A 22,763-nucleotide genomic window follows, 5' to 3' on the forward strand; every position below is an offset into this window, starting at 1 on the left:
GGGCGGGACCTTTCCTACTGCGTGTTCGACGTGAGGGGCGTCATCCCGGGCCTCTGCGTGACTACTCAGGAGGAAGAGAACCCAGGAGTAACCGTGAGGATACGCGTCGTAGTTGATCACGCAAGTCTGGGGCTGCTATTTGCTGATTGCGTCGCCGGAGCCCGCCGTGGGCTGCCCCGGATGGACGTTGTCACGGATGCGCGATCGATCGGTGACGCGGCGTAACACTCGGCCCCCTGCGAACCGATGTGCCCGTAGAACGGGCTGTCGCGAGATCGTCGCACGCTGTCACCGCAGCGAGTCGGCGCTCGGGCGGCCCGGACAGCAATGAAGGGTGTCGATGGGCCGCCGAGGTGTCGTAGGGCAGCGTCAGCATGCTGCGTCCTCCGCCTGTGCGCACGCTCGCAGGACGATCCGCCGCCTCCTCGTGGCCGGCGCGTTCTGTCTCATCGGCTGGGTGGCGTTGGCCGTGTTCGGCGCGAGCGCCGCGTCGGCGAGTGAGCACTCGCCCGGCGAGCAGGGGCTCGGTGGCGTCGTGACGACGGTGCTGGGCAGCGGTTCCGCCGACTCCGCCACCACCACGGAGCAGGCCGGCCCGCGCGGGCGCGCGACAGGCGACAGATCGCAGCCGCCCGCGCGGCCGGCCCCCGAGGCAGGACGCACCGGTCTCGGCTCGGTCGTCGGCTCGGCGCTCGAAGCGACGAGCGGGACGGTCGGCGAGATCTCCGGAGCCGCGGGCGACGCCCCGCGCCCGGCCCCGGAGACAGCGGACGGTCGGCCGGCTCCCGAGGTCGCCGCTCCGCCGGTGCCGGCCACGGTCGGCACGGTGACCGAGCCGTTGCGGCCCGCGGTCGAGGCCCTCGCCGAGTCCGAGGCCGGTGCCGACTGGAACGAGGCCGTCTCCGAGTGGCAGCCGCCGTCGTTCGACGGCTTCGACGACCTCGACCTGATCCCCGGTGACGGGCTCGCGCCGGGACACCAGGCGGGCGGGGCAACACCCGCCCCGGCCACCCCACGCCCCGCGGGCACCCAGGACGGCGACCGCGACAGGAGCGGTGCCGCCGACGGCACGCAGGCGCCGGTCGTCGCCCCCACGCCCGCCCTCGGCGGAGACTCGACTGCACACGATCGGCGCCCGCCCGCGGGTGTCGGCGCCGACGACCTGCCGGCCGACGCGCCGGCGGCGCCCGGCAACGGCCAGTGGCCGACGGGCTCCACCTCCACCTCGTCCTCCACCACCACCGGGGGCTCCGGAAACGGAACCCCCCTCGCATACGGCGGGCCGGTCGGCGTGTCCGCCCAGCACACCCTGCTGGGCATCGCACGCGCCTCCGACGACCTGGCTCCGCTCGGCGATGCGGTCAAGCCCGACGTCTCGCCCGACTGATCTCTCCCGCAACACCGCGAAGGTGCCCGGGTCCGATGCCCGACGCGCCAGCAGATTCGACGTTGTGGAAGAGAAAGGAAACATCACCCGTGAATACATGGGTCCGGAGGTCACTTCAGGCCTCTCTCCTCGCCGGTGGGTTCGTCGTCCTCGGAGCCGGGATCGCCAACGCGTCCGAGCCCGCGACCGCACTGCCGGACACCGGTAAGACAGCCGACCTCGTCGGCACCGTGACCAAGACCGCCGACGACACCGTCGGTGCGGTCACCGGGAAGAAGGCGGCGGCGACCGGGTCGCCGACGAAGGCCGAGGCGGGCGGGGAGCGGCAGGACGCCGCGAAGAAGCCCGCCCGTCCGGCCAGGAAGATCGTGGTGAAGAAGACCCTGCCGGCGCACGACACGGTGGGGGCCCTGACCGGTCAGCTGACCGAGGCGACCGGGGGGCTGCTCGGCAAGCACGCGAGCGGCGCCGCAGGACCGCGTCCGTTGCCCGCACCCGAGGGCACCTCGCGTTCCGTCGACCTGTCGACGGTGGAGATCCTGCCGTACGACAACCCGACGGCGGACGCCGCGGGCGCCCTGGCCACCACGCCGAGCCTCGGCGACGACGGCCTGGCCGGTGACGTGACCGGCACCCTGACGGCCACCGTCGACGCCGTGGTCGACGCCGTGGTCGACGCCGGCGACCTCGGGCACGCGACGGGCTCGTCCGACCTGTTCGGCGCGCTCGACGGCGTCACCGAGCTCTCGGCCGACGGCGACCGGCTGTCCGGCATCACGAGCATCAGCGGCGTCCTCGACACCGCCACGTCGCTCACCGGCGAGGTCGCCCACGTGGGCGGCATCAGCGGCAGCTCGCTGAACACCGGCACCCTCGACGGGCTCCTCGCCCTCGACGGTGACCTCGGCGAAGGCGAGCTGTACGGCTTCGGTGCGCTCTCGAGCACGCTCGACAGCATCAACACGGTCGACCTATGGCTCGGCGACGACAGCTACCTGACGGGCACGCTCGACGTGTTCGCCTGGACCGACGGCATCGTCGAGGCCGCCGTCGACCTCTCCGAGGGCGACGTCTCCGGCATCGCGGCGCTGGCGGGCACGCTCGACGCGCTCGCCACGGTCGACGGGCAGCTCGGCGACCTCGCCACGCTGACCGGCTCGCTGTGGGTGTCGGCGCTCGTCGACGCCACCGTGGTCGTCGTGGCCGACCTCGCCGAGGGCGACGTCTCCGGTGTGGGGACGCTGTTCGCGGCGCTCGACAGCACCGGTCACCTGCACGGGTACGTCGACGGCCTCGGGGACCTCGAGGGCTCGACCGAGGTCTCCGGTGCGCTCGACTCCGTTCTCGACATCGTGGGAGACGCTTCGTAAGTGGCTACCCTCAGTAATAGAGTGTTCACCATCAGCACAAGGGTGGAAGCGCTCGAGACCACTCGGTGGGACGGCCGTCGGCCGTCCCACCGGGGGACCGCAGGGCCCAGGCCTCTGTCCTCCTGTTCCGTGGCGCCGACCGCGCAGGTGGACGCTCAGGAGGTGTCCGCCTTGCGGTCACCGACCGCCGTGCTCGACGGTCTGCCGTTTGATCCCCGTCACGGCAACCGGTGGTACGGCGGTCGCGACACCCGCGGTGTCCAACCTGGCGGCACGGGCACGCGGGGTGTCGAAGGTCAGAGCAAGGCCGTTCGGAGGGAGCGGCCATGGCTCTGATGCAGGGGCGAGGTGGTCGCCGCGGGTTCACCGCGGTGGCCACTCTCGTCGCGTTCCTGGGCATGGCTGCCGTGGTCGCGTTCGGCCTGGTCAGCTCCCTGGGAGCGCCGGGTTCCGGGGCCGGGGGCCGGGGGGCTCCAGCCCCGGAGCCCACGACGAGTCGGCCGAGCACGGCCAGCTCCACGCCCACACCGACCCCCATCGGGCGGTCCGCCCCCGTCCGCATCGACGTCCCCGCGATGAAGCTGGAGAAGAAGCTCGGCAGGCTCGGACTGAGCAAGGACGGGCAGACGCTGGAGCTTCCCCGCAAGCCCAAGCGGGCGGGCTGGTACGAGAAGTCCGCGACACCGGGCGAGATCGGGCCCACGGTCGTCATCGGCTACATCGAGGCGGGACCCGACCGTCCCGGCGTCTTCCGCCGGCTCGACGACCTCCGTGAGGGCAACGCGATCTACGTGACCCGCGCCGACGGTCTCGTCGCCGCATACCGCGTCGACGCGATCAAGAGCTACCGGCCGGCCGAGCTGCCGGTGAAGAAGGTCTACGGGGCGACGGACTATTCCGCCCTGCGGATCGTCACCTGCGGCGGTTCGCTGAAGAAGGCGAAGCGCGCCGCCAACGTCGTCGTCTACGCCCGCCTGATCACGGTGGGCCGACGCTAGGAGTCAGTCCTCCCTGGACTGGGGGTCCGATGAGCAGAGCGAGAAGGGTGCGGCGGCCCGACGCCGGTGCGCACGCACACGGCAGGAGCGGTTCCCGCAAGGCACCCCGGGTGCTCCTGATCGTCGCCGTCTGTGCCGCGGTTGGAGCGACCACTGCCGTCGGTCTCGTGCGCACGGGCGGTGGTGACAGCGCCAGGCCGCGCGCGTCCGCGAACGTCACCGAGAAGGCCACGCCGCAGCACCGGTCCTCGTCGCCGGCGGTGCGCGGACCCGTGCTCGGCAGGGCCGCACCGGTCGAGCTGCGGATCCGCACGATCGGCTTGCGCTCCCGGCTGCTCGCCCTCGGACTGCGCACCGACGGCACGGTCGCGGTGCCCGCGGCCGACCAGATCGCCCGCGCCGGCTGGTACGAGTACTCGCCCACGCCGGGTGAGGTCGGACCCGCCGTGATCCTCGGCCACGTCCACCGGCCCGCCGGACAGACCGACCGGCCCGTCTTCAGCCGGCTCGAGACGCTGCGCCGCGGGGACCTCGTCGAAGTCGTGCGGGCCGACGAGGTCGTCGCCGTCTTCCGGGTCGACCGGGTCGAGCGCTATCCGGCGGAGCACTTCCCCGCACGCGAGGTCTACGGTGCCGCGGACCACGCCGCGCTGCGCCTCATCACCTGCACCGCTCCGGGCACGACCCCGGCACCGGACGAGCGCAACGTGGTCGTCTACGCCTCGCTGGTGACGAGCCGTACCGTCGGCTGAGCGACGCGCCGGCGATTCGCCACGCCGATACAGTTGCAGACCGTGATCTTGTCAGCTACGTTCGGTAGCAATGACTACGGAGAGTGCCAGCACTGTGACGGGCAGCGATGCCGTCGCGGAGGGGCGCGCAGGGTCGCGCCGGGCACTCCGTTCCTTCCTCGGCCGCACGCTCCTCGTCGGCCTCTTCTGCCTCTTCGCCTGGTGCGCGCTGGCGTTCGTGTCCTCGAGCACCGCTGCGGCGGCGGAGGACGGCGCGTCGCCCGGCCTGCTCCCTGGCGCCCTGCGGACCGTCGACGACACGACACGCGCCGTCGGTGAGACCGCGACGGCGACCGTCGGGGTCGGCGGGCACGCCGTGGACGGATCGCGTGAGGCGTCGACGACGGGCGCCGTGGCGGACCGCACGGCGGCACGAGGTCACACCGCGCTCGACCTGGAGTCGGCCACACCACTGACCACCGACGAGGCACTGCACCTGCTCGCTCCGGTCCGCGCCACCGCGGTCGACATCAACCAGCCTGTGGTGTCGGCCGTCGGCCAGGTCGGCCGCCCGATCGTGTCGGGTGCCAAGGCGACGGCGGACGGGCTCCGCCCGATCGCCGCGACGCTGGCGCACCCGGTCGGGAGCGCGCTGCAGGACGTGGCGGGCAAGGTCCGTCCCGTCATCGCCTCGCCGGCGCTCGGCGGGGTCGTCGCGCTCGCGGCGGGCGAGCCGTCCGTCCGTGGCGCGACACCCGCTGCACCCACGGTCACCTCCCCGATCGCACCGGCCGGTGACGGCCCGCGGTTCGCGGGGGACGTGCAGGGAGCCGACGTCGACGCCGGCGCAATCCCCACGACGGCGCACTCACCCGCCGGCGTCCCCGACGACACCGGTGACACCGACGAGCTCCCGGTCCTGCCCGTCGGCCAGAGCGCCCCGGGTACCAGCTCCTCGCCCCAGATGGGCGGGGGCGCCGGACAGGCGGGGAACCACGCGTACGCAGAGCCCATCTCGGTGCTCGCCGCGTCGGGTCCCTCGGCCGTGATCCGGCCCACAGACGATGACCCTTGTTCCGACGAGCAGGAAAGTCCCTCGGTATCCCCCGACTGACGTCGGCTGAGCGGTACCGAGGGCATCGCGGGCGCCCCCGTCGCGCGATGCAGCTTTCCCCACAGAGTTGGAACTGAGAAGGGATCTATTCGTGAACACATGGGTGCGTAGGTCGCTCGAGGCCACGCTTCTCGCAGCAGGATTCGTCGTCGTCGGAGCCGGTGTGGCGAACGCCGCCGAGCCCGTGACCGAGGCGCCGCAGCAGGTGTCGCAGGGACTGCCCGGCATCGGGCTCCCCGACGTCGGCGGTGTCGTGAACGGCGCGCTCGGCCAGGGCGTGCAGGGCGCCACCGGTGACGTCAACCGGGTGCCGGCCAAGGCCACGAAGAGCGTCAAGGCCACCGCGACCAAGACACACGCGGTCAACTCGGTCAAGGCCGTCAAGGCCGTGAAGAAGAGCAAGGCGACGCAGCACTCCAACCGCATCGTCCGCGGGCCGAAGATCGTCAGCCACGGCGTCAGCGGCGGCGGTGTCAGCGGTGTCGGCGGCGGCCTCGGCAGCATCGGCGGCGCGACCGGCGGCCTCGGCAGCCTCAGCGGCGCTACCGGCAGCCTCGGTGGGGTCACCGGCGGCCTCGGCAACGTCGTCGGCGGCAGCCTCGGTGGGGTCACCGGTGGCGGCAGCGGCACGAGCGGCGGCCTCGGCGGCATCTCGGGCGGCGTCGGAGACACCGGCGCGCTCGGGCAGCAGGTCTTCTCGCTGCTGAGCGTCGGCGGCATGCAGCAGAACGGCGGCGGCAGCACCTACGCGCACCCGGTGGGTGCCGTGCAGCAGACCTTCGGCACGCTGACCCAGGCGCCGTCGGGCATCTACGCCAACCCCATCGGCGCGGTCGCGCAGCACGGTGGCGGCAACCTGTACGCCCACCCCGTCGGGGCGGTGGCACAGACGTTCGCCAACGACAGCTTCGGGCCGTCCAGCACGTACGCCCACCCGGTCGGGGCGGTGATGCAGAGCCAGTTCGGCAGCACCTACGCCCACCCGGTCGGCGCGGTGACCAACTCGTACCCGCAGAACGGCTTCGGCCCGTCGAGCGTGTACGCGCACCCCGTCGGCTCGGTGATGCAGAACCAGTGGGGCAACATGTTCGCGCACCCGGTCGGCGCGGTGGCGCAGACCTTCCCGGCGAACGGCTACGGTCCGTCGAGCACGTACGCGCACCCGGTCGGCGCGGTGATGCAGAACCAGTGGGGCAGCCTGTACGCGCACCCGCTGGGCGCGGTCTCGACCGCCTTCCCGAAGGACGGGCAGGCGGGGTCGAACCTGTACGCGCACCCGCTGGGCGGCCTGATGCAGAACGGCAACGGCAGCACCTACGCGCACCCGCTGGGTGCCGTTGTGCAGGCGTTCGACAACGAGGGCAGCAACGAGTCGCAGCTCGCGCTGACCCCGTACTCGAGCGTCACGCAGAACGAGACCGGCGCCATGCACTGCTACGCCGGCCTCTGCTCCGCCTCGTCTGACGGCTACATGACCGGACCGTTCGACAACGTCGCTTACGCCTTCTCGGACGCGTTCAGCAACGGCGTGTGGGCGCTCTCGACGGCGGCGAGCTCCTCCAACGGCGGCGGCCACACCACGCTGCCCGTCTCGACCGTCGCCTGACGATCCAGCAGTTGTAGTTCGGTAATAGTTCGGTAACCCGCGAGGGCCGGCACCGCGAGGCGGTGCCGGCCCTTCGCTGTGTCCGGGCGCGGACGTCAGTACGTCGTGAGCAGGCGGTCGAGCACCCGGACGCCGAACGTCAGCGCCTCGACGGGTACACGTTCGTCGACGCCGTGGAACATGCCGGCGAAGTCGAGCTCGGGCGGCAGCCGCAGCGGCACGAAGCCGAATCCGCGGATGCCGAGCGGCGCGAACGACTTGTTGTCGGTGCCCGCGGACAGGCAGTAAGGGACCGCGCGCGCCGTCGGGTCCTCGGCTCGCAGCGCGGCGATCATCGACTCGACGAGTGCGCCGTCGAAACTCGTCTCCAGCGCGATGTCGTGATGGATCATCTCCCGGTGCACCCGGGGGCCGAGCAGCTCGTCGACCGTGGCGAAGTACTCGTCCTCGCGGCCGGGCAGGAACCTGCCGTCGACCTCGGCGACGGCACGACCGGGGATCACGTTGACCTTGTACCCGGCGTCGAGCACGCTGGGGTTGGCGGTGTGCTGCACCGTCGCTCCCACGAACCTCGCGAGCGGGCCGAGCCGCTCGAGCGCCTGCGACGGGTCGTCGGGGTCGAACGGGATGCCGAACGCGTCGCAGACCTCGCCGAGGAACGTGCGTACGGTCGGTGTCAGCGTGACCGGCCACTCGTGCGAGCCGAGCCGCCCGATCGCCTGGGCGAGCGTGGTCACCGGGTTGTCGGCGTTGGTCATCGAGCCGTGACCCGCCGTGCCGTCGACGGTGAGGCGCATCCAGGCGAGACCCTTCTGCGCCGTCTCGATCAGGTAGAGCCGCAGCTCGGGCGAGACCTCGAACGAGTAGCCGCCCACCTCGCTGATGGCGTGGTCGCAGCCGTCGAGCAGGTCGGCGTGGTGCGCGGCGAGGTACTTCGCGCCGAGCCTGCCCCCGGCCTCCTCGTCGGCGAGCCAGGCGAACACGATGTCGCGACGGGGTCGGCGTCCGGTCCTGACGAAGTCACGCAGCAGCGCGAGCATCATCGCGTCCATGTCCTTCATGTCCACCGCGCCGCGGCCCCAGACGCAGCCGTCCCGCACCTCGGCGGAGAACGGGTCGACCTGCCAGTCGTCGGCTCTCGCGGGCACGACGTCGAGGTGGCCGTGCACGAGCAGCGCCGGTAGGGAGGGGTCGGTGCCCTCGAGCCTGGTCACGATGCTGGTGCGACGCGGGTCGCTCTCGAACATGGTGTGCTCGACGCCCACCTCGTCGAGGCGCGACGCGACGTACTCCGCGGCCTTGCGCTCGCCGGGTCCCGAGCCGTCACCGGTGTTGGTCGTGTCGATCCTGATCAGGTCGCGGCACAGGTCGACGACCTCACCTTCCGCGTCGGTCCCGCTCACGACGTGCCTCCCCACCGGATCGCGTCCATCCGCCCAGCCTGGCACGCCGAGCGGCACGGGCGAAATAGTCCGTGCCGTGACGAGGTCGATCACGGTCGAACAGGTCGTGGAGGCTGCTCCGGGTCGGCCGGATCGAGATACGCGAGGAGACTCTCCGTCAGCGGCCTGAGTCGTTCGCGGCGCAGGTGGTACAGGACGTACTGGCCGTCGCGGTGTGGCTCGAGCACTCCGCTCTCGGTGAGCTGGTGCAGGTGTTTGGACAGCGATGACTCGGTGATACCGACCAGCGGTGCGAGTTCCTGGGTGCTCCGTGGACGCTCGGCGATCCAGCGCAACGTGCGGAGCCGAACGTCGTCGCCGCATGCCCGCAGGACGGACACCAGGTCTGTCGGTGGGATGCGAGGTCGCGCCTGCCTGGTGACGAACGAGGGATCGTAGGTCATGCCGATCGACCATGGTGCGTCGACGCTGTACCAGATGTGCGGCCAGGAGAACGCGCTCGGCACGAAGGTGAACGTGTCCGTCACCATCACTTCGGTGTTCTGGAGGTCGGCGGCCGATCCCCACTGCGGCGCACAGGTGACGTCGAGGTCGAACTGCCGGCGGCCTGGGTAGCCGCGCACACGTGGTCCGAGCGTGTCGACGAACCCGGTGAGGCCGGCGGTGAGCAACAGTCGGCCGGCCTCGCTGACGGAGTCCGCGAGCCGCGGTTCCACGCGCAGCCATTCCTTCTCGAACGCCGCGTCCCAGTAGTCCTCCAGGAGCCGGCAGAGGCGCTCGATGAAGGCAGGTGGGTCGTCGCGTGCCATCTGCCGTGCGGAGTCGGTGTGCTCGGGCTCCGGCCGGGCGGCGAAGGCCGGTGCCTCCGCGAACTCCGCGGTGATCGTCTCGGCCGGCAGCGCGCGCAGGTCGGCGAGACCGTCGTGGAACGACGCCGAGGTATCAGCCGGAAACCGACCGAGTGGATCAGGCAGCGCCGTGCCCGCGCCCGGCGGTGATGCGCCCAGGACGGCGGCATGGGCCGCGATCTCGCGGCGGAGCGACGGCGGCAGTTGTCGCATCTGCCGGATCCACGGGTGATGGAGCGGGTGCCGCTGCGGCTCCACGAGCACATGGAGGCTGAACACCGCCTCGAGCAACGGCCCGTAGCTGAAACAGACGCTCTCGACGGGGTCCACGGGGAGGTGGAAGCGGATGGTGGCCAATGTCGTCAATTCCGAATCAATCGTCACCGGCGTGGGCAGGACCTAGCATCGGCTCGGTGTCTGACCCCGCGGAGAGGAGACTGCCCAGTGCTTCGGTCACTGATGCGGCTCATCGTAGTGACGACCTTGATCGCGACGTCGCTGGCGTTCCCGAGTGCCGCGGCCGCCGAATCTCCGAGAGGAGCGGTCTGCACCAGTGACAACGGCTCGAACGTGCGGGCCTACTTCGGAATCCGGCGTGCGGACGTCATCTGGCTGAACCTGCAAGGCCACCATCCGCCCTGTGTGACCGTCGTTCAGGGCCGCACCTTCTACCGGGCCCACGGCTGGATCGCTCAGCTGCCACCGGGAACCCAGGTCGACGGGGAGACCATCGAGACCGTCTACCCCGAGGGCTACCGGCCGAACCACCCGGCTCCGATGGTCGACTTTCTCTCGAAGGTCTCGCAAGCCAGGTACGTCGTCAGCCGCGCCGGCCAGGTAGAGATCGCCAGGACCGTCGACCGGCGGGAGCTGCTCGCGCACGCGAAGCTCGGCGCGTACGGGGATCTCTTCGTCGCACCGGACAGCTCGTCCGGTGTCACTGTCCACAGCCAAGCGCCGGAGTGGACCACCCTCGAACCCTTCAGCGCACGACGGTTGAGCGTCGGCGAGCACACTGTCGAGATCTACTGGACGCTGACCAAACGGCACTGCGACGGGTTCGCGGCGGATCCTGCCGCCGACTGCATACCGGCCGGTGAGAGCCTCAGCACGAGTACCGTCTTCAACGTCGTGCCACGCCACGCCTGAGCCAGTCGATCATCGGGTCGTGTCCGAGAGGCGAGGACAACGACCCGGTGACCGCGATCTCGTTCGTCGTCTCCCTCATGATCGCCATCGTGTCAACGTGAGTTGACGAGTGGAAGCCGTCAATGTAAGTTGACACCTCCGCTGTCAGTCGCCTGTGCGGGTTTTGACAGTGCACTCGGCGAGCCTGGTCCTGTCAGGCCTTCACGGAGGGAACACATGGCGAACATGATCGAGGCCGAGGGGCTCGTGAAGCGGTACGGGAAGACGGTCGCGCTCGGGGGTGTCGACCTCGTGGTGCCCGAGGGGCGGGTGCTCGGCCTGCTCGGCCCGAACGGCGCCGGCAAGACGACGGCGGTGCGTGTCCTCTCCACGTTGCTGCGTCCGGACGAGGGCAGGGCGACGGTCGGTGGCTACGACGTGGTCAGGCAGGCGCACGACGTCCGGCGGCTCATCGGGCTCACCGGCCAGTACGCGTCCGTTGACGAGGAGCTCACCGGCACCCAGAACCTCGTGATGATCGGCCGGCTGCTGGAGATGTCACGGTCGGCGGCGAAGGCGAGAGCCCGCGAGCTGCTGGAGCGGTTCGAGCTCACCGACGCGGCGGGTCGCCGGGCCAAGACGTACTCCGGTGGCATGCGGCGCAAGCTCGACCTCGCCGCGAGCCTCGTCGGCAACCCGTCGGTGCTCTACCTCGACGAGCCGACCACGGGGCTCGACCCGTACGCCAGGCGCGAGGTGTGGGAAGTCATCCGTGCGCTGGTCTCCGGCGGTGCCACCGTCCTGCTCACCACGCAGTACCTCGACGAGGCGGAGCGCCTCGCCGACGAGATCACCGTCTTCGACAAGGGCGTCGTCGTCGCGAGCGGCAGTGCGCCCGAGCTCAAGCGCCGCGTCGGCGGACAGACGCTCCGCGTCCGCGCGAGGGACGAGTCCGACCTGGTGACGCTCACGGCGATCGTCGCCGAGGTGACGGCGACGGCGCCGACGCGTGAGTCCGACGGCATGACCGTCGCGGCACCCACCGAGGATCCCGGCATGCTGCTCGCCGTCGTGCGCCGGCTCGACGCCGCCGGCCTGGTCGTCGACGAGCTCACGCTCGGCAGACCCAGCCTCGACGACGTCTTCCTCGCACTCACCGGCCATCGCGCCGAGGACGCGGACACCACGACACCGGCCGTTCCCGAAGGGAGCCTCGCGTGACTCTGTACCCCGCAGTCCTCCGCCGCTCCGTTCCTCGCTCACTGACGGCTTGCTCAGCGCTGACCGGCTGCCCTGTCGCTGCGATGCTCACTCTGGAGGACTGCTCATGACGGCCACGACGCTCGAACCGAGCCTGCCGACACCCACGCGGCACCGGGTGTCGCCGCTCGCCGGAGTGCGGCACGGCCTCACCATCGGGTGGCGCAACCTGGTGCGGGTCAAGAACGCGCCGGAGCAGCTCATCGGCTTCGTCCTGCAGCCGATCCTGTTCATCGCGCTGTTCGTGTTCCTGTTCGGCGGCGCGATCTCCGGCGACTGGCGCACGTACCTGCAGTTCGTGCTCCCGGGCATCCTGGTGCAGACGGTGGTGTTCGCCAGCATGGGCACCGGCGCCTCGCTCGCCGACGACATCACCAAGGGCGTGTTCGACAGGTTCCGCAGCCTGCCCATCGCGCGGTGGGCGCCGCTGCTCGGCGCGGTGCTGGCAGACCTCGCGACGTACGTCGTCAGCGTGCTCGTGGTGCTGGTCGCGGGACTCGTGCTGGGGTTCGACTTCACCGGCGGCCCGCTCGGCGTGCTCGCCGGCTGCCTGCTCGTCCTCGCGTTCACGTTCGCGCTGAGCTGGGTGACGGCGACCGTGGGGCTGCTGGTGCGGAAGCCGTCCGGCGTCCAGGCCCTCGCGATCGTCGTGATGATGCCGCTCACCTTCGGCAGCAACCTGTTCGCCGACCCGTCGTCGATGCCGGGCTGGCTGCAGGCCTGGGTCGAGGTCAACCCCGTCAGCCACCTGATTACCGCGACCCGCGGCCTCTTCGCCGGCGACCCGGCGGCCGGCGCCACCGTCGCCGCCGTCGCGTGGGCGGTCGGCATCGTGGTCGTCTTCGCGCCGCTCGCGGTGTGGCTCTACCGGCGCAGGGCCTGACACCGGCACGAGCGCGGTCGGATCACGTTCGGGGGGTGATCCGGCCGCGCAGCCATTCGAGGGCACCGGCACGGTCACGGTCCGCGCCCTCGGCGTGCAGCCGGTCGTACGCCGGGTCGCCGAGCGCGTCGCGGGTGCGTCCGACGAGCGCGGCGTGGTCGAGGTTGGCCGAGGGGACGGTGCCGAACACCGCGCGCGTGGCGCCGAGAAGCCGTGCCGCCCCCTCGGCGTCGCCCGCCGCCAGCGCGTGGGCCGCGAAGCCCTCCACGACGAGGCCGACCAACGGCATGTCGTGGGCCCGCTCGGCCAGCTCGTACGCCGTGCGCAACGCCGCCGCCGCCTCGTCGAGCCGCCCGGCGGCCGTCTCGACCCTGGCGCGGCCGAGGTGCATCGTGACGCGCATCTGCGACGCCGACGGCATGGGCGTCGCCTCGACCCGGGCGATCGCCTCGGCGTACCGTCTCGCGGCGTCGTCGAGCCTGCCCTCGCGGAACGCGAGGTCGGCCTCCCCGGCGTCGACGTAGGCGTCCTGGGCCGGCCACCAGAGGTTGGTGCGCAGCTCCCTGGCATCGGCCAGAGCCGCGCGTGCGCCGTCGAAGTCGCCGGACACCGCGTGCAGCTCGGCCATCCGGACCAGCGTCTGCGCCACGTCGTCGCCCGAACCGAGCGCGCGCATGTCGTCGAGCGCGCGACGGTACGCGTCGAGCGCCGTCGCGTACTCACCCGCGCGCGCGTGCCGGTCGGCGAGCATCGCGAGCGAGACGGCCGTCCCCCACCGGTCGCCGAGCGCGCGGTACTCGTCGTAGACGATGTCCTGGTCTGCGGTCACCATCGCGCCGTCGCCGAGGAACGCGCCGACCTGACTCCTGACCACGCGGGCGGTCGTGCGGGTCCACGGGTCGGGGTCGTCCTCGATGATGTCGGCCAGCAGGGGCAGACTGCCCTCGAAGTCGTTCTCGAGCAGGTGGACACCCGGCTCGAGCAGGCCGAGCATAGGGAACCGGTACGGCTTCTCGCATCCGGCGAGCGCTGCCAGCCCTCGGCGCAGGCCTTCCTTGAGGCCCTGGGTGTCGTCGGCGGATGCGGCGGTCGAGCCGAGGAGTGCGGTCATCGCACGGTCCTCGGGGTCCGCGTCGCCGGTGAGCGCGTCCGCCCTGGGCGCCCAGTACCTGAGGTCGCCGTGTATGCCGCGCAGCATCCAGTACCAGCCGGCCGCGGCGACGAGCCCGGTCGCCGTCGCGGTGTCGTCGGACTCGATGCTCCACCGCAGGGCGGCGGCGATGTCCTCGCGCAGGCCGTCCAGGCGGACCACCGTGCGGAGTTGGTCGGGCCCGCGCAGCAGCGGCTCGCCGTGCCTGGTGACGTCGAGGACGTGCGCCGCGTGCCGGTCCCTGAACCGGTCGGCGGAGCCGGAGTCGGTCAACCGGTCCATGGCGTACGCGCGGATGGTCTCGAGCAGCCGGTACCGCACGTCGGCGTCGCCCACCGGGTCGGCGAGGGACTTGTCGACGAGGGCGGCGAGCACGTCGAAGACGTCGTCGCGGGGCAGGTCCTCGTCGGCGCACACCTCCTCGACGTCGGCGAGGGTGACGGGTCCCGCGAACACGGCCAGCCGCTGCAGCAGCAGGCGTTCGGGCTTGTCGAGGGTGTCCCACGACCAGTCGACGACGGCACCGAGCGTCTGGTGGCGCGCCATCGCCGTGCGGCTGCCGCCGGTCAGCAGCCGGAACCTGTCGCCGAGCCGGTCGGCGAGCTGGTGCGGCGACATCGCGCGCATCCGCGCGGCGGCGAGCTCGATGGCGAGCGGCATGCCGTCGAGCCGGTGGCAGATCGTAGTGACGGCCGCGACGTTGTCGTCGGTCACGACGAAGTCGGGACGCACGCCGCGCGCCCGGTCGACGAACAGCCGCACGGCGGCGTGGGAGACCGCGTCGCCGGGAGAGGAGTCGTCCGGCGGGACGTCGAGAGGTGGGAGCGGGCACAGTGTCTCGCCGGTGATCGAGAGCGGTTCCCTGCTCGTCGCGAGGATGCGTACCTCCGGGCAGGCGGCGAGCACCTCGGCCGCGAACGTGGCGGCCGACTCGACCAGGTGCTCGCAGTTGTCGAGGACGAGCAGGACGTGCGCCGTCGCGAGGTTGCCAAGCAGTCGCTCCATGGCGTCCGTGACCTGCGGGCGCTCGGCGTCCATCTGCTTGAAGAGGTTCTGCTGGCGCATCCCGAGCATGGCGAGGACCGCGCTGGGGAGCTGTGCGGGTTCGTGGACGGGAGCGAGCTCGAGGAGGTGCACGCCGTCGCGCTGTCCGGCCTCGACGCGTGCCGCGGCCTCGGTGGCGAGCCTCGTCTTCCCCGCGCCGCCCGGCCCGACCACCGTCACGAGGCGCGAGGTGTCGAGCGCGGCCACGAGGCGGTCGAGCTCGTGCTCGCGCCCGACGAAGCTGGTGAGCTGGGCCGGCAGCGCGGAGCGGAGCGGCGTCGTGGCACGGGCCCGCGGGCGGATGGCGTCGTCCTGGCGCAGGATCGCGAGATGGGTCTCGCCGAGCTCGGCGGACGGCTCGACGCCGAGCTCGTCGACGAGCGCCCTGCGCGTGCGGGCGTAGACGTCGAGCGCGTCGCTCTGGCGGCCCGCGTCGTAGAGCGTACGCATCAGCTGCACCTGGAGGCGCTCGCGCAACGGATGCGCCCGTGCGCGTGCCTCGAGGCCGGTGAGGTCGACGGCGGTGCCGGTGCGGAACGCGGCGTCGACCGCCGTGTCGTGCAGGTCGAGGCGCAGCTCGGCGGCACGGACGGCCACGCTCGCGGCAAACGGTGCGTCACCCACGTCGGCGAGCGGCTCGCCGCGCCACCGCGCGAGTGCGTCCCCGGCCAGCCGCCCTGCCGCCGTCGCGTCCCCGTCGGCGAGGTGGGTGCGGGCGGCCCTGGCGAGGTGCTCGACCGAGAGCAGGTCGACGTCGTCGATGCCCACCCGCAGGGCGTAGCCGGCGGCGTGGGACTCGAGCGCGCCGGCGGTGTCGTCGCCGACCGCGGCGAGCGCGCGACGGAGCCGGGAGACCAGGGTGTGCAAGGCGTTGGCGCCGGGAGCGTCGTCACCCCACAGGTCCGCGGCGAGCGTGCCGGAGAGGACGACGACCCCGGGGGTGAGGGCGAGGCGGGCGAGCAGCGCGCGGGGACGCGGGCCGCCGAGGGCGTACGCGCGTCCGTCGTCGTCGTGGACCTCGACCGGCCCGAGCAGCGCGACTCGCACGCGTCCATCGTGTCACCCCGGCACGCGGGACTGGCCGGCACGCGAGAGCGCCGGCCGGGACGGTCGCTCGTGACGACGCCCCGGCCGGCGGGTTCGGATCAGCAGTTGACGAACTCGGGCCGCTGGTTCAGCACCTGGCTCTCGATGGACGTGAACTCCCGGTACTCCGGGCTGCTGCGCGCGTTCGGTGCGAACACGGCGACCCGGTGGCAGTTCTGGAACGCGAGCACGATGTTGAAGTGCCGTTCGAGTGCCGCCCGGATGGCGTTGCTCGACATCGCGCGCAGCACCTGACCGCGGGCGGTCTCGTCCGGTGGCTCCTCCTGGTTGTCCACGAACGGGCGGTCGGCAGCCCCGAGCTCGTTCACGAGGCGGTCGACCATGTCGTACGCGTACGGCAGGGACGTGCGCACGCAGTCGACGAAGTCGTGGTCGAGGACGCGTCCGCGGCGCGCGTCGTCGATCAGGTTGGCAGGGACGGTCAGCGACATAGGTTCCTCCGAGTATGCGCGAACAGTGACATGATGATCACACACCGCAATCGTCCAAGATCGTGACAATGATTGTCAATAGCCCTCTTGCGATGTGAACCGAGTGCGATCCCGGTCACGGCCGTCACCAAGATCAGCTCCTAGCATGAGTCGATGAGCTCGCGGGGCAGGCTGCGGCGGATCCGTGTCTCCCTGCTCGCCGCCGCCCTCGCCACGCTGGCCCTGATGTACGCGCCGCAGCCAGTGCTCCCGCAGCTCGCCGACCACTTCCGGTTGACGCCGGCGGAGGCGTCCCTCACCATCTCGGCGACCACGGCCGGGCTCGCCCTCGCCGGCATCCCGCTCGCCGCCGTGGCCCAGGCGGTCGGCAGGCGGCGGCTGATGGTGACGTCGATGGTCGTCGCGACGGCCATCGGGCTGGTCCTGCCGCTGGTGTCTTCGCTGACCGGCCTCGTCGTCCTGCGCGCGGTGCAGGGCATGGCGATCGCGGGGGTCCCCTCGGTGGCGATGGCGTACGTCGCCGACGAGGTCGACCCGGCGGAGGTCGGCCCGAGCATGGGCGTCTACGTCGCGGGCACGTCGGTCGGCGGCCTGGTGGGGCGGCTGGTCGCGGGGATCGTCGGCGACGTCGCGGGCTGGCATGCCGGGCTGTTCGCGGTCGGCGTGTTCGCCGCGCTCGCGACGGCGGTGTTCGTCGTGCTGCTGCCGGCGCCGCGGCGCGAGGTGCGGACCGGCGCCCAGTGGCGTCCGCTCGTCCACGGCATGCGCGACGCGGTCCGCGACCCGGTGCTCTACGGCCCGTACGTCGTCGCGGCGTTCGGCATGGGTTCGTTCGTCGCGGTCTACAACGTCCTGTCGTTCCGGCTCGTCGGGCCGCCGTTCCATCTCGCGCCCGCGCTGGCGACGCTGGTGTTCCTCGCGTACCTCGCCGGCAGCGTCACCTCGGCGACGGCGGGGTGGGTGACCGGCCGCCTCGGGCGCCCGGTCGTCCTGCTCGCCGGACTCGCCGCGGCGGTTGCCGGGATCACGCTGAGCCTGCCGGAGAACCTGGCGCTCGTGATCGCCGGACTCGTGGTCTTCACCGGCGGCTTCTTCGGCGCCCACTCAGTGGCGAGCGGCTGGGTCGGCGTCCGCGCGACGCCACTGGCGCGCGGCCAGGCGTCGGCGGTGTACCTGCTCGCGTACTACGTCGGCAGCAGCATCGGCGGCACGACCGGCAGCCTCGCCTACGGCACCGCCGGCTGGCCCGCCTTCGTCGGCCTCATCTGCTCCTGGCTGGCCGTGGCGATGGCCGCGACGGTGGCAGCCTGGTGGCTGGAGCGTCGAAGCCACCGAGCGCACCCGTGAGGGGCACCCTCACCGTGCCTGGACACGGTGAGGGTGCCGTTCACGTGGTGGTGGCCGCGCGTCGGATCAGTGGCGGACGTCCACGCCGTACGTCTCCGTGTGCAGACCCGGCCAGCCGGCGGCGCGGCGCTCGCGCTCGGTGTCGCCGAGCGGCGGCACGCGGACGAGGGTGCCGTCCGCCGTCCACGGTGACCCGCGGCGCTCGAGCTCCTCGACGAGCTCGGCACGCAGCTCCGCCCCGCGTCGCGGGTCGCGCCGGGCCAGGTCGTCGCACTCGGCGGGGTCGGCGGTCAGGTCGAAGAGCTGCTCGCTCGGGCCCTCGGGGTACCAGAGATACTTCCACCGGTCGCGGACGAGCGCGAGGTGGACCGGCGGCTCGGCCGGAGCGTCCGAGTCCTGGGCACGGTCGTGTGCGATGCCGAGCAGCCGCTCGCGGGGCGCGGCCGTCCCGCGGGCGAGTGCGTCGAGGTCGGTGCCGTCCCAGTCGTCCGGCACGGTGCCGCCGGCGGCGGCGAGGATCGTCGCGGCGACGTCGGTGTGCGTGACGAGCGCGTCGCTGACGCCGCCGGCCCCGACCGTGTCGTCGCCGCGCGCCGGACGGTACAGCAGGGGCACGCGCGCCGAGACGTCGTGGAACATCACCTTGTTACCGCACCGGTGGTCGCCGAGGAACTCGCCGTGGTCGGAGGTGAACAGGATCGTCGTGTCGCGCAGCAGGTCGACGTCCTGCAGCGCCGCGAGCACCCGGCCGAACGCGTAGTCGACGTGTGTCACCAGGCCGTAGTACGCGCGTCGGGCGGCGGCCACGACCTCGGGCGACAGCAGGTCGTAGCCACCGCGCTGCCGCTGCCTGACGAACGCCTCGGGGCAGCCGTCACCGCTGCTCCATGCAGCCGAGGTCGGCGCCGGCATCTCGTCGTGCAGGTACATCGAGGCGTACGGCTCCGGCGGGTCGAGCGGCGGGTGTGGCTTGCTGAACGACGTCCACAGGAAGAACGGGCACGTCGGGTCGCGCCGGTCGCGGATGTAGCGCACCGACTGCTCCGCGATCCACGACGTGAGCGTCATGGCCTCGGGGACCGTCGAGGCGCCGGGATGCAGCTCGTTCTGTCCGAGCCCATGGCGCATCGGCTGCAGCGGCGAGCCGCTCTCCGCCATCGCCCGGTAGTAGTCGGCGGGCAGCAGCACCTCGTCGAACCCGTGCCGCGCGCGTTCCGGCGTGAAGTGCATCTTGCCGACCGCGCACGTCGCGTACCCGAGGTCGCGCAGCCGGGCGGGCAGCGTGCCGGTGCGACCGGCGACGGCAGAGCTCGACCCGTTGGCCGTCATGCCGTGCCGGAACGGGCTCTGCCCGGTGAGCAGCGAGACGCGTGACGGGACGCAGATCGGCGTCTCCGCGTACGCCCGGTCGAACCGCACGCCCTGGTGCCGCAGCAGATCGAGGTGCGGGGTGCGCAGGAACGACGGAGCGTACGGCGCGAGCGTGTCGTACCGCTGCTGGTCGGTGGTGACGAGCAGGATGTTCGGTCGCTGCCCGCTCATCCCTTCTCCGCACCCGCGGTGAGGCCGGACACCAGCATCCGTTCGGCGGCGAAGAACAGCACGACGATCGGCAGCGTGATCGCGATCGACCCGGCCATCAGCACGGTGACGGGTACGCCGACGTCACTGAACTGCGCGAGCCCGAGCGACACCGTCCACCTGTCCCTGTCCTGGACGAGGAACAGCAACGCGAACAGGAACTCGTTCCACGCGATCATGAAGACGTACAGCCCGGTGGCGGCGAGACCCGGCACGGCGATCGGCAGCACGACCCGGCGGATCATGCCGAGCCGGCCGCACCCGTCGATCATCGCGGCCTCCTCGACGCTCACCGGCACGGCCTGGAAGTAGTTGCGCAGCATGTAGAGCGACAGCGGGATCGTCTGCGCGAGGTAGATGATGACCAGGCCGGGCAGCGTGCCCTTGAGGCCGATGTAGCTGAACATGACGAACAGCGGCACCGCGAGCACGATGCCCGGCAGCACGTAGATCGCGAGGAAGAACCCGTTGACGGTGTCCCTGCCGAGGAACCGCAGCCGTACGGCCGCGTAGGCACCCAGCGCGCTGAACGCGACCGACAGCACCGTCGTGCCGAGTGCGACGAAGAGCGAGTTGCCCATGAAACGGCCGAGCCCAAAGCCGTTGGACGCCTCACCGGAGAGTGCGCGCACGTACGAGCCGAAGTCGATCTCCGAGAGCGAGGGGATGAACTGGAGCGGCTCGTTGACGATCGAGCTGAGCGGTCGGATCGACAGCAGGACGGTGTACAGCAGCGGACCGGCGGTGAAGACGATCGCGCCGATGATGACGACCCAGCGCAGCACGCGCAGCACGTTGCGCTCGACCGTGTGCCGAAGGTCGCGTGACGCTGCGGGCGTACTCATCAGGCAGCCTCCCTCGACCGCGACATCCGTACGTACGCGACGAGGAGCCCGGCGAGGAGCACCGTGAGGACCAAGCCGAGTGCTGACGCCGTGCCGACGTTGCTGCGGTTGATCAGCTCGTTGTACACGCGGATCGCGAGCACCTCGGTGCCGCCCGCGCCGCTCGTCAGCAGGTAGGGGTCGTTGAAGTTCTGGAACGTCCAGATGAACCGCAGCACCGCGAGGAGGGCGAGCACCCCGCGCAGCTCGGGCAGGACGACGTGGCGGAACGACTGCAACGGCGACGCGCCGTCGATGAGCGCGGCCTCCTCGAGGTCCTTCGAGACCGTCTGCAGGCGCGCGGTGATGAACAGGAACGCGAGCGGCGCGCACTTCCACGTCTCGAACGCCACGATGCTGAGGAACGCCAGCGGCACCGGCAGGCCGGCGACGTCGTACGAGCCCGTCGTGAGGAAGTTGATCGGCTCGTCCCAACCGAGGAAGCGCATGCCGAAGGCGTTGACCGGGCCGTACTGGGGGTTCAGCACCGCCTGCCACGTGGTGACCGCCGCGACGACGGGCAGGACGTAGGGGACGAGCACCAGGGCGCGGATGGGACCCCTGCCGCGAAAGGGTCGCCGCATGGCGAGCGCGAGGACGAGACCCGCGCCGACCGAGGTGATCGTGCACAGCAGCGCGTAGAGGACCGTCGTGCGCAGCGAGGTCCAGAAGCCGCTCGTGGTCAGCATCCGCTCGAAGTTCTCGAGCGTCGGCTCGAAGTCGAGCACCGACAGGCTCGGGATGTCGATCAGCCGCAGGTCCTGGAACGCGAACCACAGCGTGCCGAGGAACGGCACCACCACGACCAGCGCGACGACGAGAAGTGTGGGCGAGAGGAGCAGGCGGCCGTCCCGGCTCTCCCTACGGGCGAGAGTCAGGGGCCGTCGGCTCACTCCAGGTCCTTCGCCGCGGTCTCGGCCGACTGCTGCATCGTCTTCGCCACGGCGGCGGGATCCTTGCCGGTGAAGAGCTCCTCGGCATCCTGCGCGAGGACGTTCTGCGTCGCGAGTGACGCGGCGAGCTCACCGTAGCCGTGCCCGAAGCCCCAGCGGTCGATGTTGGTCGCACCCTTCTCGATCGACTCGAGGCCGGGCTTCCCGTACAGGTCGACGATCGGTCGCTGCACCTTCGTGTTGCCGATCTTCAGCTCGTTCCACTGCTCGATGTACGCCTCCGGGTCGTCCTTGGTGCCGTTGCGCATCGGGAAGCGACCCTCGGCGGCGGTGGACAGCGACTTCGCGTACCCCTCGGCGAGCAGGTACTCGACGAACTGCTTGGCGCCGTCGGTGTTGGTGTTGCGCATGATGCCGAGGTTGAACGGCAGGCCGTACTGCGTGCCCTGCGGGACGTCGGGGCCGCCGAGCGTGGTGATGATGCCGGTGTTCTTGGCGATGAAGTCCTTTTGCTTCTTGCACTGCTTGCAGGTCGGCGGGAAGTTGTCGTCGAGTCCGCCGATCTCGTCGAGCAGGTGGGTGCTCCAGGAGATCATCGCCGCGCGGCCGGCGAGGTACGCCGCCCTGGTCGACTCGACGTCCTGGGCGCCCTTCACCGACGCTTTGGTGAGGTCCTGATAGGCCCTGAGCGCGTTCACGCAGTTCTTCGACGTGAGGGTCGGCTCGTTGGTGTTCTCCTTGGCGAGCTGGCAGCCGTTGGCCAGGGCGACCCACTCGAGCGTCTGGGTGACGAACGGGTCGCCCGGCTTGGTGCCGAGGACGATGCCGGCCGTGTCACCCTTCTTCAGCTCGTTCGCCGCGTCGACGACCTCGCCGAGCGTCGTGGGGACCGGGATGCCCGCCTTCTCGAAGAGATCCTTGCGGTAGAAGAGCATCTGCCCCCAGCTGTCGCTCGGGACCGCGACGTACGCGTCGTCGACCTTCGCGAACTTCAGGCCCTGCTCGTTGAACGTGTCCTCGCCGAGGGACTCCATGACGTCCGCGGCGGCGTCCTCGTCGAGGAGACCCTGCGACTGCCACGCGACCGTCTGATCGACGCCGTGCAGGACGACGTCGGGCAGGTCGCCGGACGCGGCGCCCGACGCGATGCTCTGGTTCTGGTCCTTGCCGGCGAGGCCGACGACCTTGACCGTGATGCCGGTCTTCTCCTTGAAGTCGGCGGCGATCTCCTTCTGGATCGCCATGCGGGCCGGGGTGTTGTGCGGGGTCCAGAAGGTGATCGACTTGTCCTCCTCGCCGCCGCCTCCACCTCCGCATGCCGTGCCGAGCAGGAGTGCGCCGACGGCAACTCCGGTCAGCGCCTGCCGGGTGACCCGTCCCATCGCCGCCTCCGTGAGGTTCTCTCCGTCATCAAGGTCGGAACGCTACTCCGAGTTCGGGTCGCCGCGTCAAGCGATCACGATCCGTGAAACGTTTCATTCCGATCTTCCCCATCCGCGGCGGGGATGACTATCGTCCGTGCCACCGAACCTCGACGAGGAGGCGGGCGGGCATGAGCACTCCGGTGCAGGGCGACGACGGCGGCACGGTCACGCGGC

Annotated in this window: 18 protein-coding genes; 10 read left to right on the forward strand and 8 right to left on the reverse strand. The window is 71.4% G+C overall.

The window, feature by feature from the left end; genetic code table 11:
- Window positions 1–427 precede the first annotated feature (427 nt).
- The 6 genes from GEV10_12645 to GEV10_12670 all read left to right on the forward strand — a co-directional run bounded on the left by GEV10_12645 (window position 428) and on the right by GEV10_12670 (window position 7,206).
- Entirely contained in the window at window positions 428–1,387 is a 960-nt protein-coding gene (locus GEV10_12645) for a hypothetical protein (protein MQA79304.1), read from the forward strand.
- 89 nt (window positions 1,388–1,476) lie between these two features.
- The gene (locus tag GEV10_12650) at window positions 1,477–2,757 is read left to right on the forward strand and encodes a hypothetical protein (GenBank protein MQA79305.1); all 1,281 of its coding nucleotides are present in this window, start codon (window positions 1,477–1,479) and stop codon (window positions 2,755–2,757) included.
- 326 nt (window positions 2,758–3,083) lie between these two features.
- Complete coding sequence (locus GEV10_12655; GenBank protein ID MQA79306.1) at window positions 3,084–3,755, forward strand: sortase; 672 nt, start codon at window positions 3,084–3,086, stop codon at window positions 3,753–3,755.
- A 29-nt stretch (window positions 3,756–3,784) separates the two neighbouring features.
- Window positions 3,785–4,507 carry a sortase gene (locus GEV10_12660; protein ID MQA79307.1) on the forward strand — a complete coding sequence of 241 codons (723 nt, stop codon included), beginning with the start codon at window positions 3,785–3,787 and terminating at the stop codon, window positions 4,505–4,507.
- Between the two features lie 70 nt (window positions 4,508–4,577).
- A complete protein-coding gene (locus GEV10_12665) occupies window positions 4,578–5,600 on the forward strand; it encodes a hypothetical protein (GenBank protein MQA79308.1) in 1,023 nt (340 codons plus the stop codon).
- 91 nt (window positions 5,601–5,691) lie between these two features.
- Window positions 5,692–7,206 carry a hypothetical protein gene (locus GEV10_12670; protein MQA79309.1) on the forward strand — a complete coding sequence of 505 codons (1,515 nt, stop codon included), beginning with the start codon at window positions 5,692–5,694 and terminating at the stop codon, window positions 7,204–7,206.
- A 95-nt stretch (window positions 7,207–7,301) separates the two neighbouring features.
- On the opposite strand, the gene GEV10_12675 is transcribed toward GEV10_12670, so the two are convergent.
- Both GEV10_12675 and GEV10_12680 read right to left on the reverse strand, forming a co-directional pair.
- Window positions 7,302–8,624: a M20/M25/M40 family metallo-hydrolase gene (locus GEV10_12675; protein MQA79310.1), complete on the reverse strand. Its 1,323-nt coding sequence runs from the start codon at window positions 8,622–8,624 to the stop codon at window positions 7,302–7,304.
- 74 nt (window positions 8,625–8,698) lie between these two features.
- Window positions 8,699–9,787 (reverse strand): helix-turn-helix domain-containing protein, encoded by a 1,089-nt coding sequence (locus tag GEV10_12680; protein ID MQA79311.1) that lies wholly within the window; start codon window positions 9,785–9,787, stop codon window positions 8,699–8,701.
- Between the two features lie 312 nt (window positions 9,788–10,099).
- Here GEV10_12680 and GEV10_12685 point away from each other — a divergent pair, with 312 nt between their 5' ends.
- From GEV10_12685 to GEV10_12695, 3 genes are all read left to right on the forward strand, one after another.
- Window positions 10,100–10,606 carry a hypothetical protein gene (locus tag GEV10_12685; protein MQA79312.1) on the forward strand — a complete coding sequence of 169 codons (507 nt, stop codon included), beginning with the start codon at window positions 10,100–10,102 and terminating at the stop codon, window positions 10,604–10,606.
- Between the two features lie 216 nt (window positions 10,607–10,822).
- Window positions 10,823–11,806 (forward strand): ATP-binding cassette domain-containing protein, encoded by a 984-nt coding sequence (locus tag GEV10_12690; GenBank protein ID MQA79313.1) that lies wholly within the window; start codon window positions 10,823–10,825, stop codon window positions 11,804–11,806.
- Between the two features lie 106 nt (window positions 11,807–11,912).
- Window positions 11,913–12,728 carry an ABC transporter permease gene (locus GEV10_12695; protein ID MQA79314.1) on the forward strand — a complete coding sequence of 272 codons (816 nt, stop codon included), beginning with the start codon at window positions 11,913–11,915 and terminating at the stop codon, window positions 12,726–12,728.
- A 22-nt stretch (window positions 12,729–12,750) separates the two neighbouring features.
- Here the strand turns inward: GEV10_12695 and GEV10_12700 are convergent, their stop codons facing one another.
- Together GEV10_12700 and GEV10_12705 are read right to left on the reverse strand one after the other, a co-directional pair.
- The gene (locus GEV10_12700) at window positions 12,751–15,969 is read right to left on the reverse strand and encodes an AAA family ATPase (protein ID MQA79315.1); all 3,219 of its coding nucleotides are present in this window, start codon (window positions 15,967–15,969) and stop codon (window positions 12,751–12,753) included.
- Window positions 15,970–16,067: 98 nt separating this feature from the next.
- The gene (locus GEV10_12705) at window positions 16,068–16,460 is read right to left on the reverse strand and encodes a hypothetical protein (GenBank protein ID MQA79316.1); all 393 of its coding nucleotides are present in this window, start codon (window positions 16,458–16,460) and stop codon (window positions 16,068–16,070) included.
- Between the two features lie 153 nt (window positions 16,461–16,613).
- Here GEV10_12705 and GEV10_12710 point away from each other — a divergent pair, with 153 nt between their 5' ends.
- Window positions 16,614–17,807, forward strand: a complete 1,194-nt coding sequence (locus GEV10_12710; protein ID MQA79317.1) for an MFS transporter — start codon at window positions 16,614–16,616, stop codon at window positions 17,805–17,807.
- Window positions 17,808–17,873: 66 nt separating this feature from the next.
- Here the strand turns inward: GEV10_12710 and GEV10_12715 are convergent, their stop codons facing one another.
- The 4 genes from GEV10_12715 to GEV10_12730 are packed head-to-tail and all read right to left on the reverse strand — an operon-like array spanning window position 17,874 to window position 22,547.
- Window positions 17,874–19,349: a sulfatase-like hydrolase/transferase gene (locus tag GEV10_12715; protein ID MQA79318.1), complete on the reverse strand. Its 1,476-nt coding sequence runs from the start codon at window positions 19,347–19,349 to the stop codon at window positions 17,874–17,876.
- Window positions 19,346–20,233 carry an ABC transporter permease subunit gene (locus tag GEV10_12720; GenBank protein MQA79319.1) on the reverse strand — a complete coding sequence of 296 codons (888 nt, stop codon included), beginning with the start codon at window positions 20,231–20,233 and terminating at the stop codon, window positions 19,346–19,348. The genes GEV10_12715 and GEV10_12720 overlap by 4 nt, the downstream gene beginning before the upstream one ends.
- Entirely contained in the window at window positions 20,233–21,165 is a 933-nt protein-coding gene (locus GEV10_12725; GenBank protein ID MQA79320.1) for an ABC transporter permease subunit, read from the reverse strand. Before GEV10_12725 ends, GEV10_12720 begins: the two co-directional genes overlap by 1 nt.
- Entirely contained in the window at window positions 21,162–22,547 is a 1,386-nt protein-coding gene (locus tag GEV10_12730; protein MQA79321.1) for an extracellular solute-binding protein, read from the reverse strand. The genes GEV10_12725 and GEV10_12730 overlap by 4 nt, the downstream gene beginning before the upstream one ends.
- Window positions 22,548–22,763: the final 216 nt, after the last annotated feature.

Source organism: Streptosporangiales bacterium (assembly GCA_009379955.1).
In the GTDB taxonomy this organism is placed as follows: Bacteria; Actinomycetota; Actinomycetes; order Streptosporangiales; family WHST01; genus WHST01.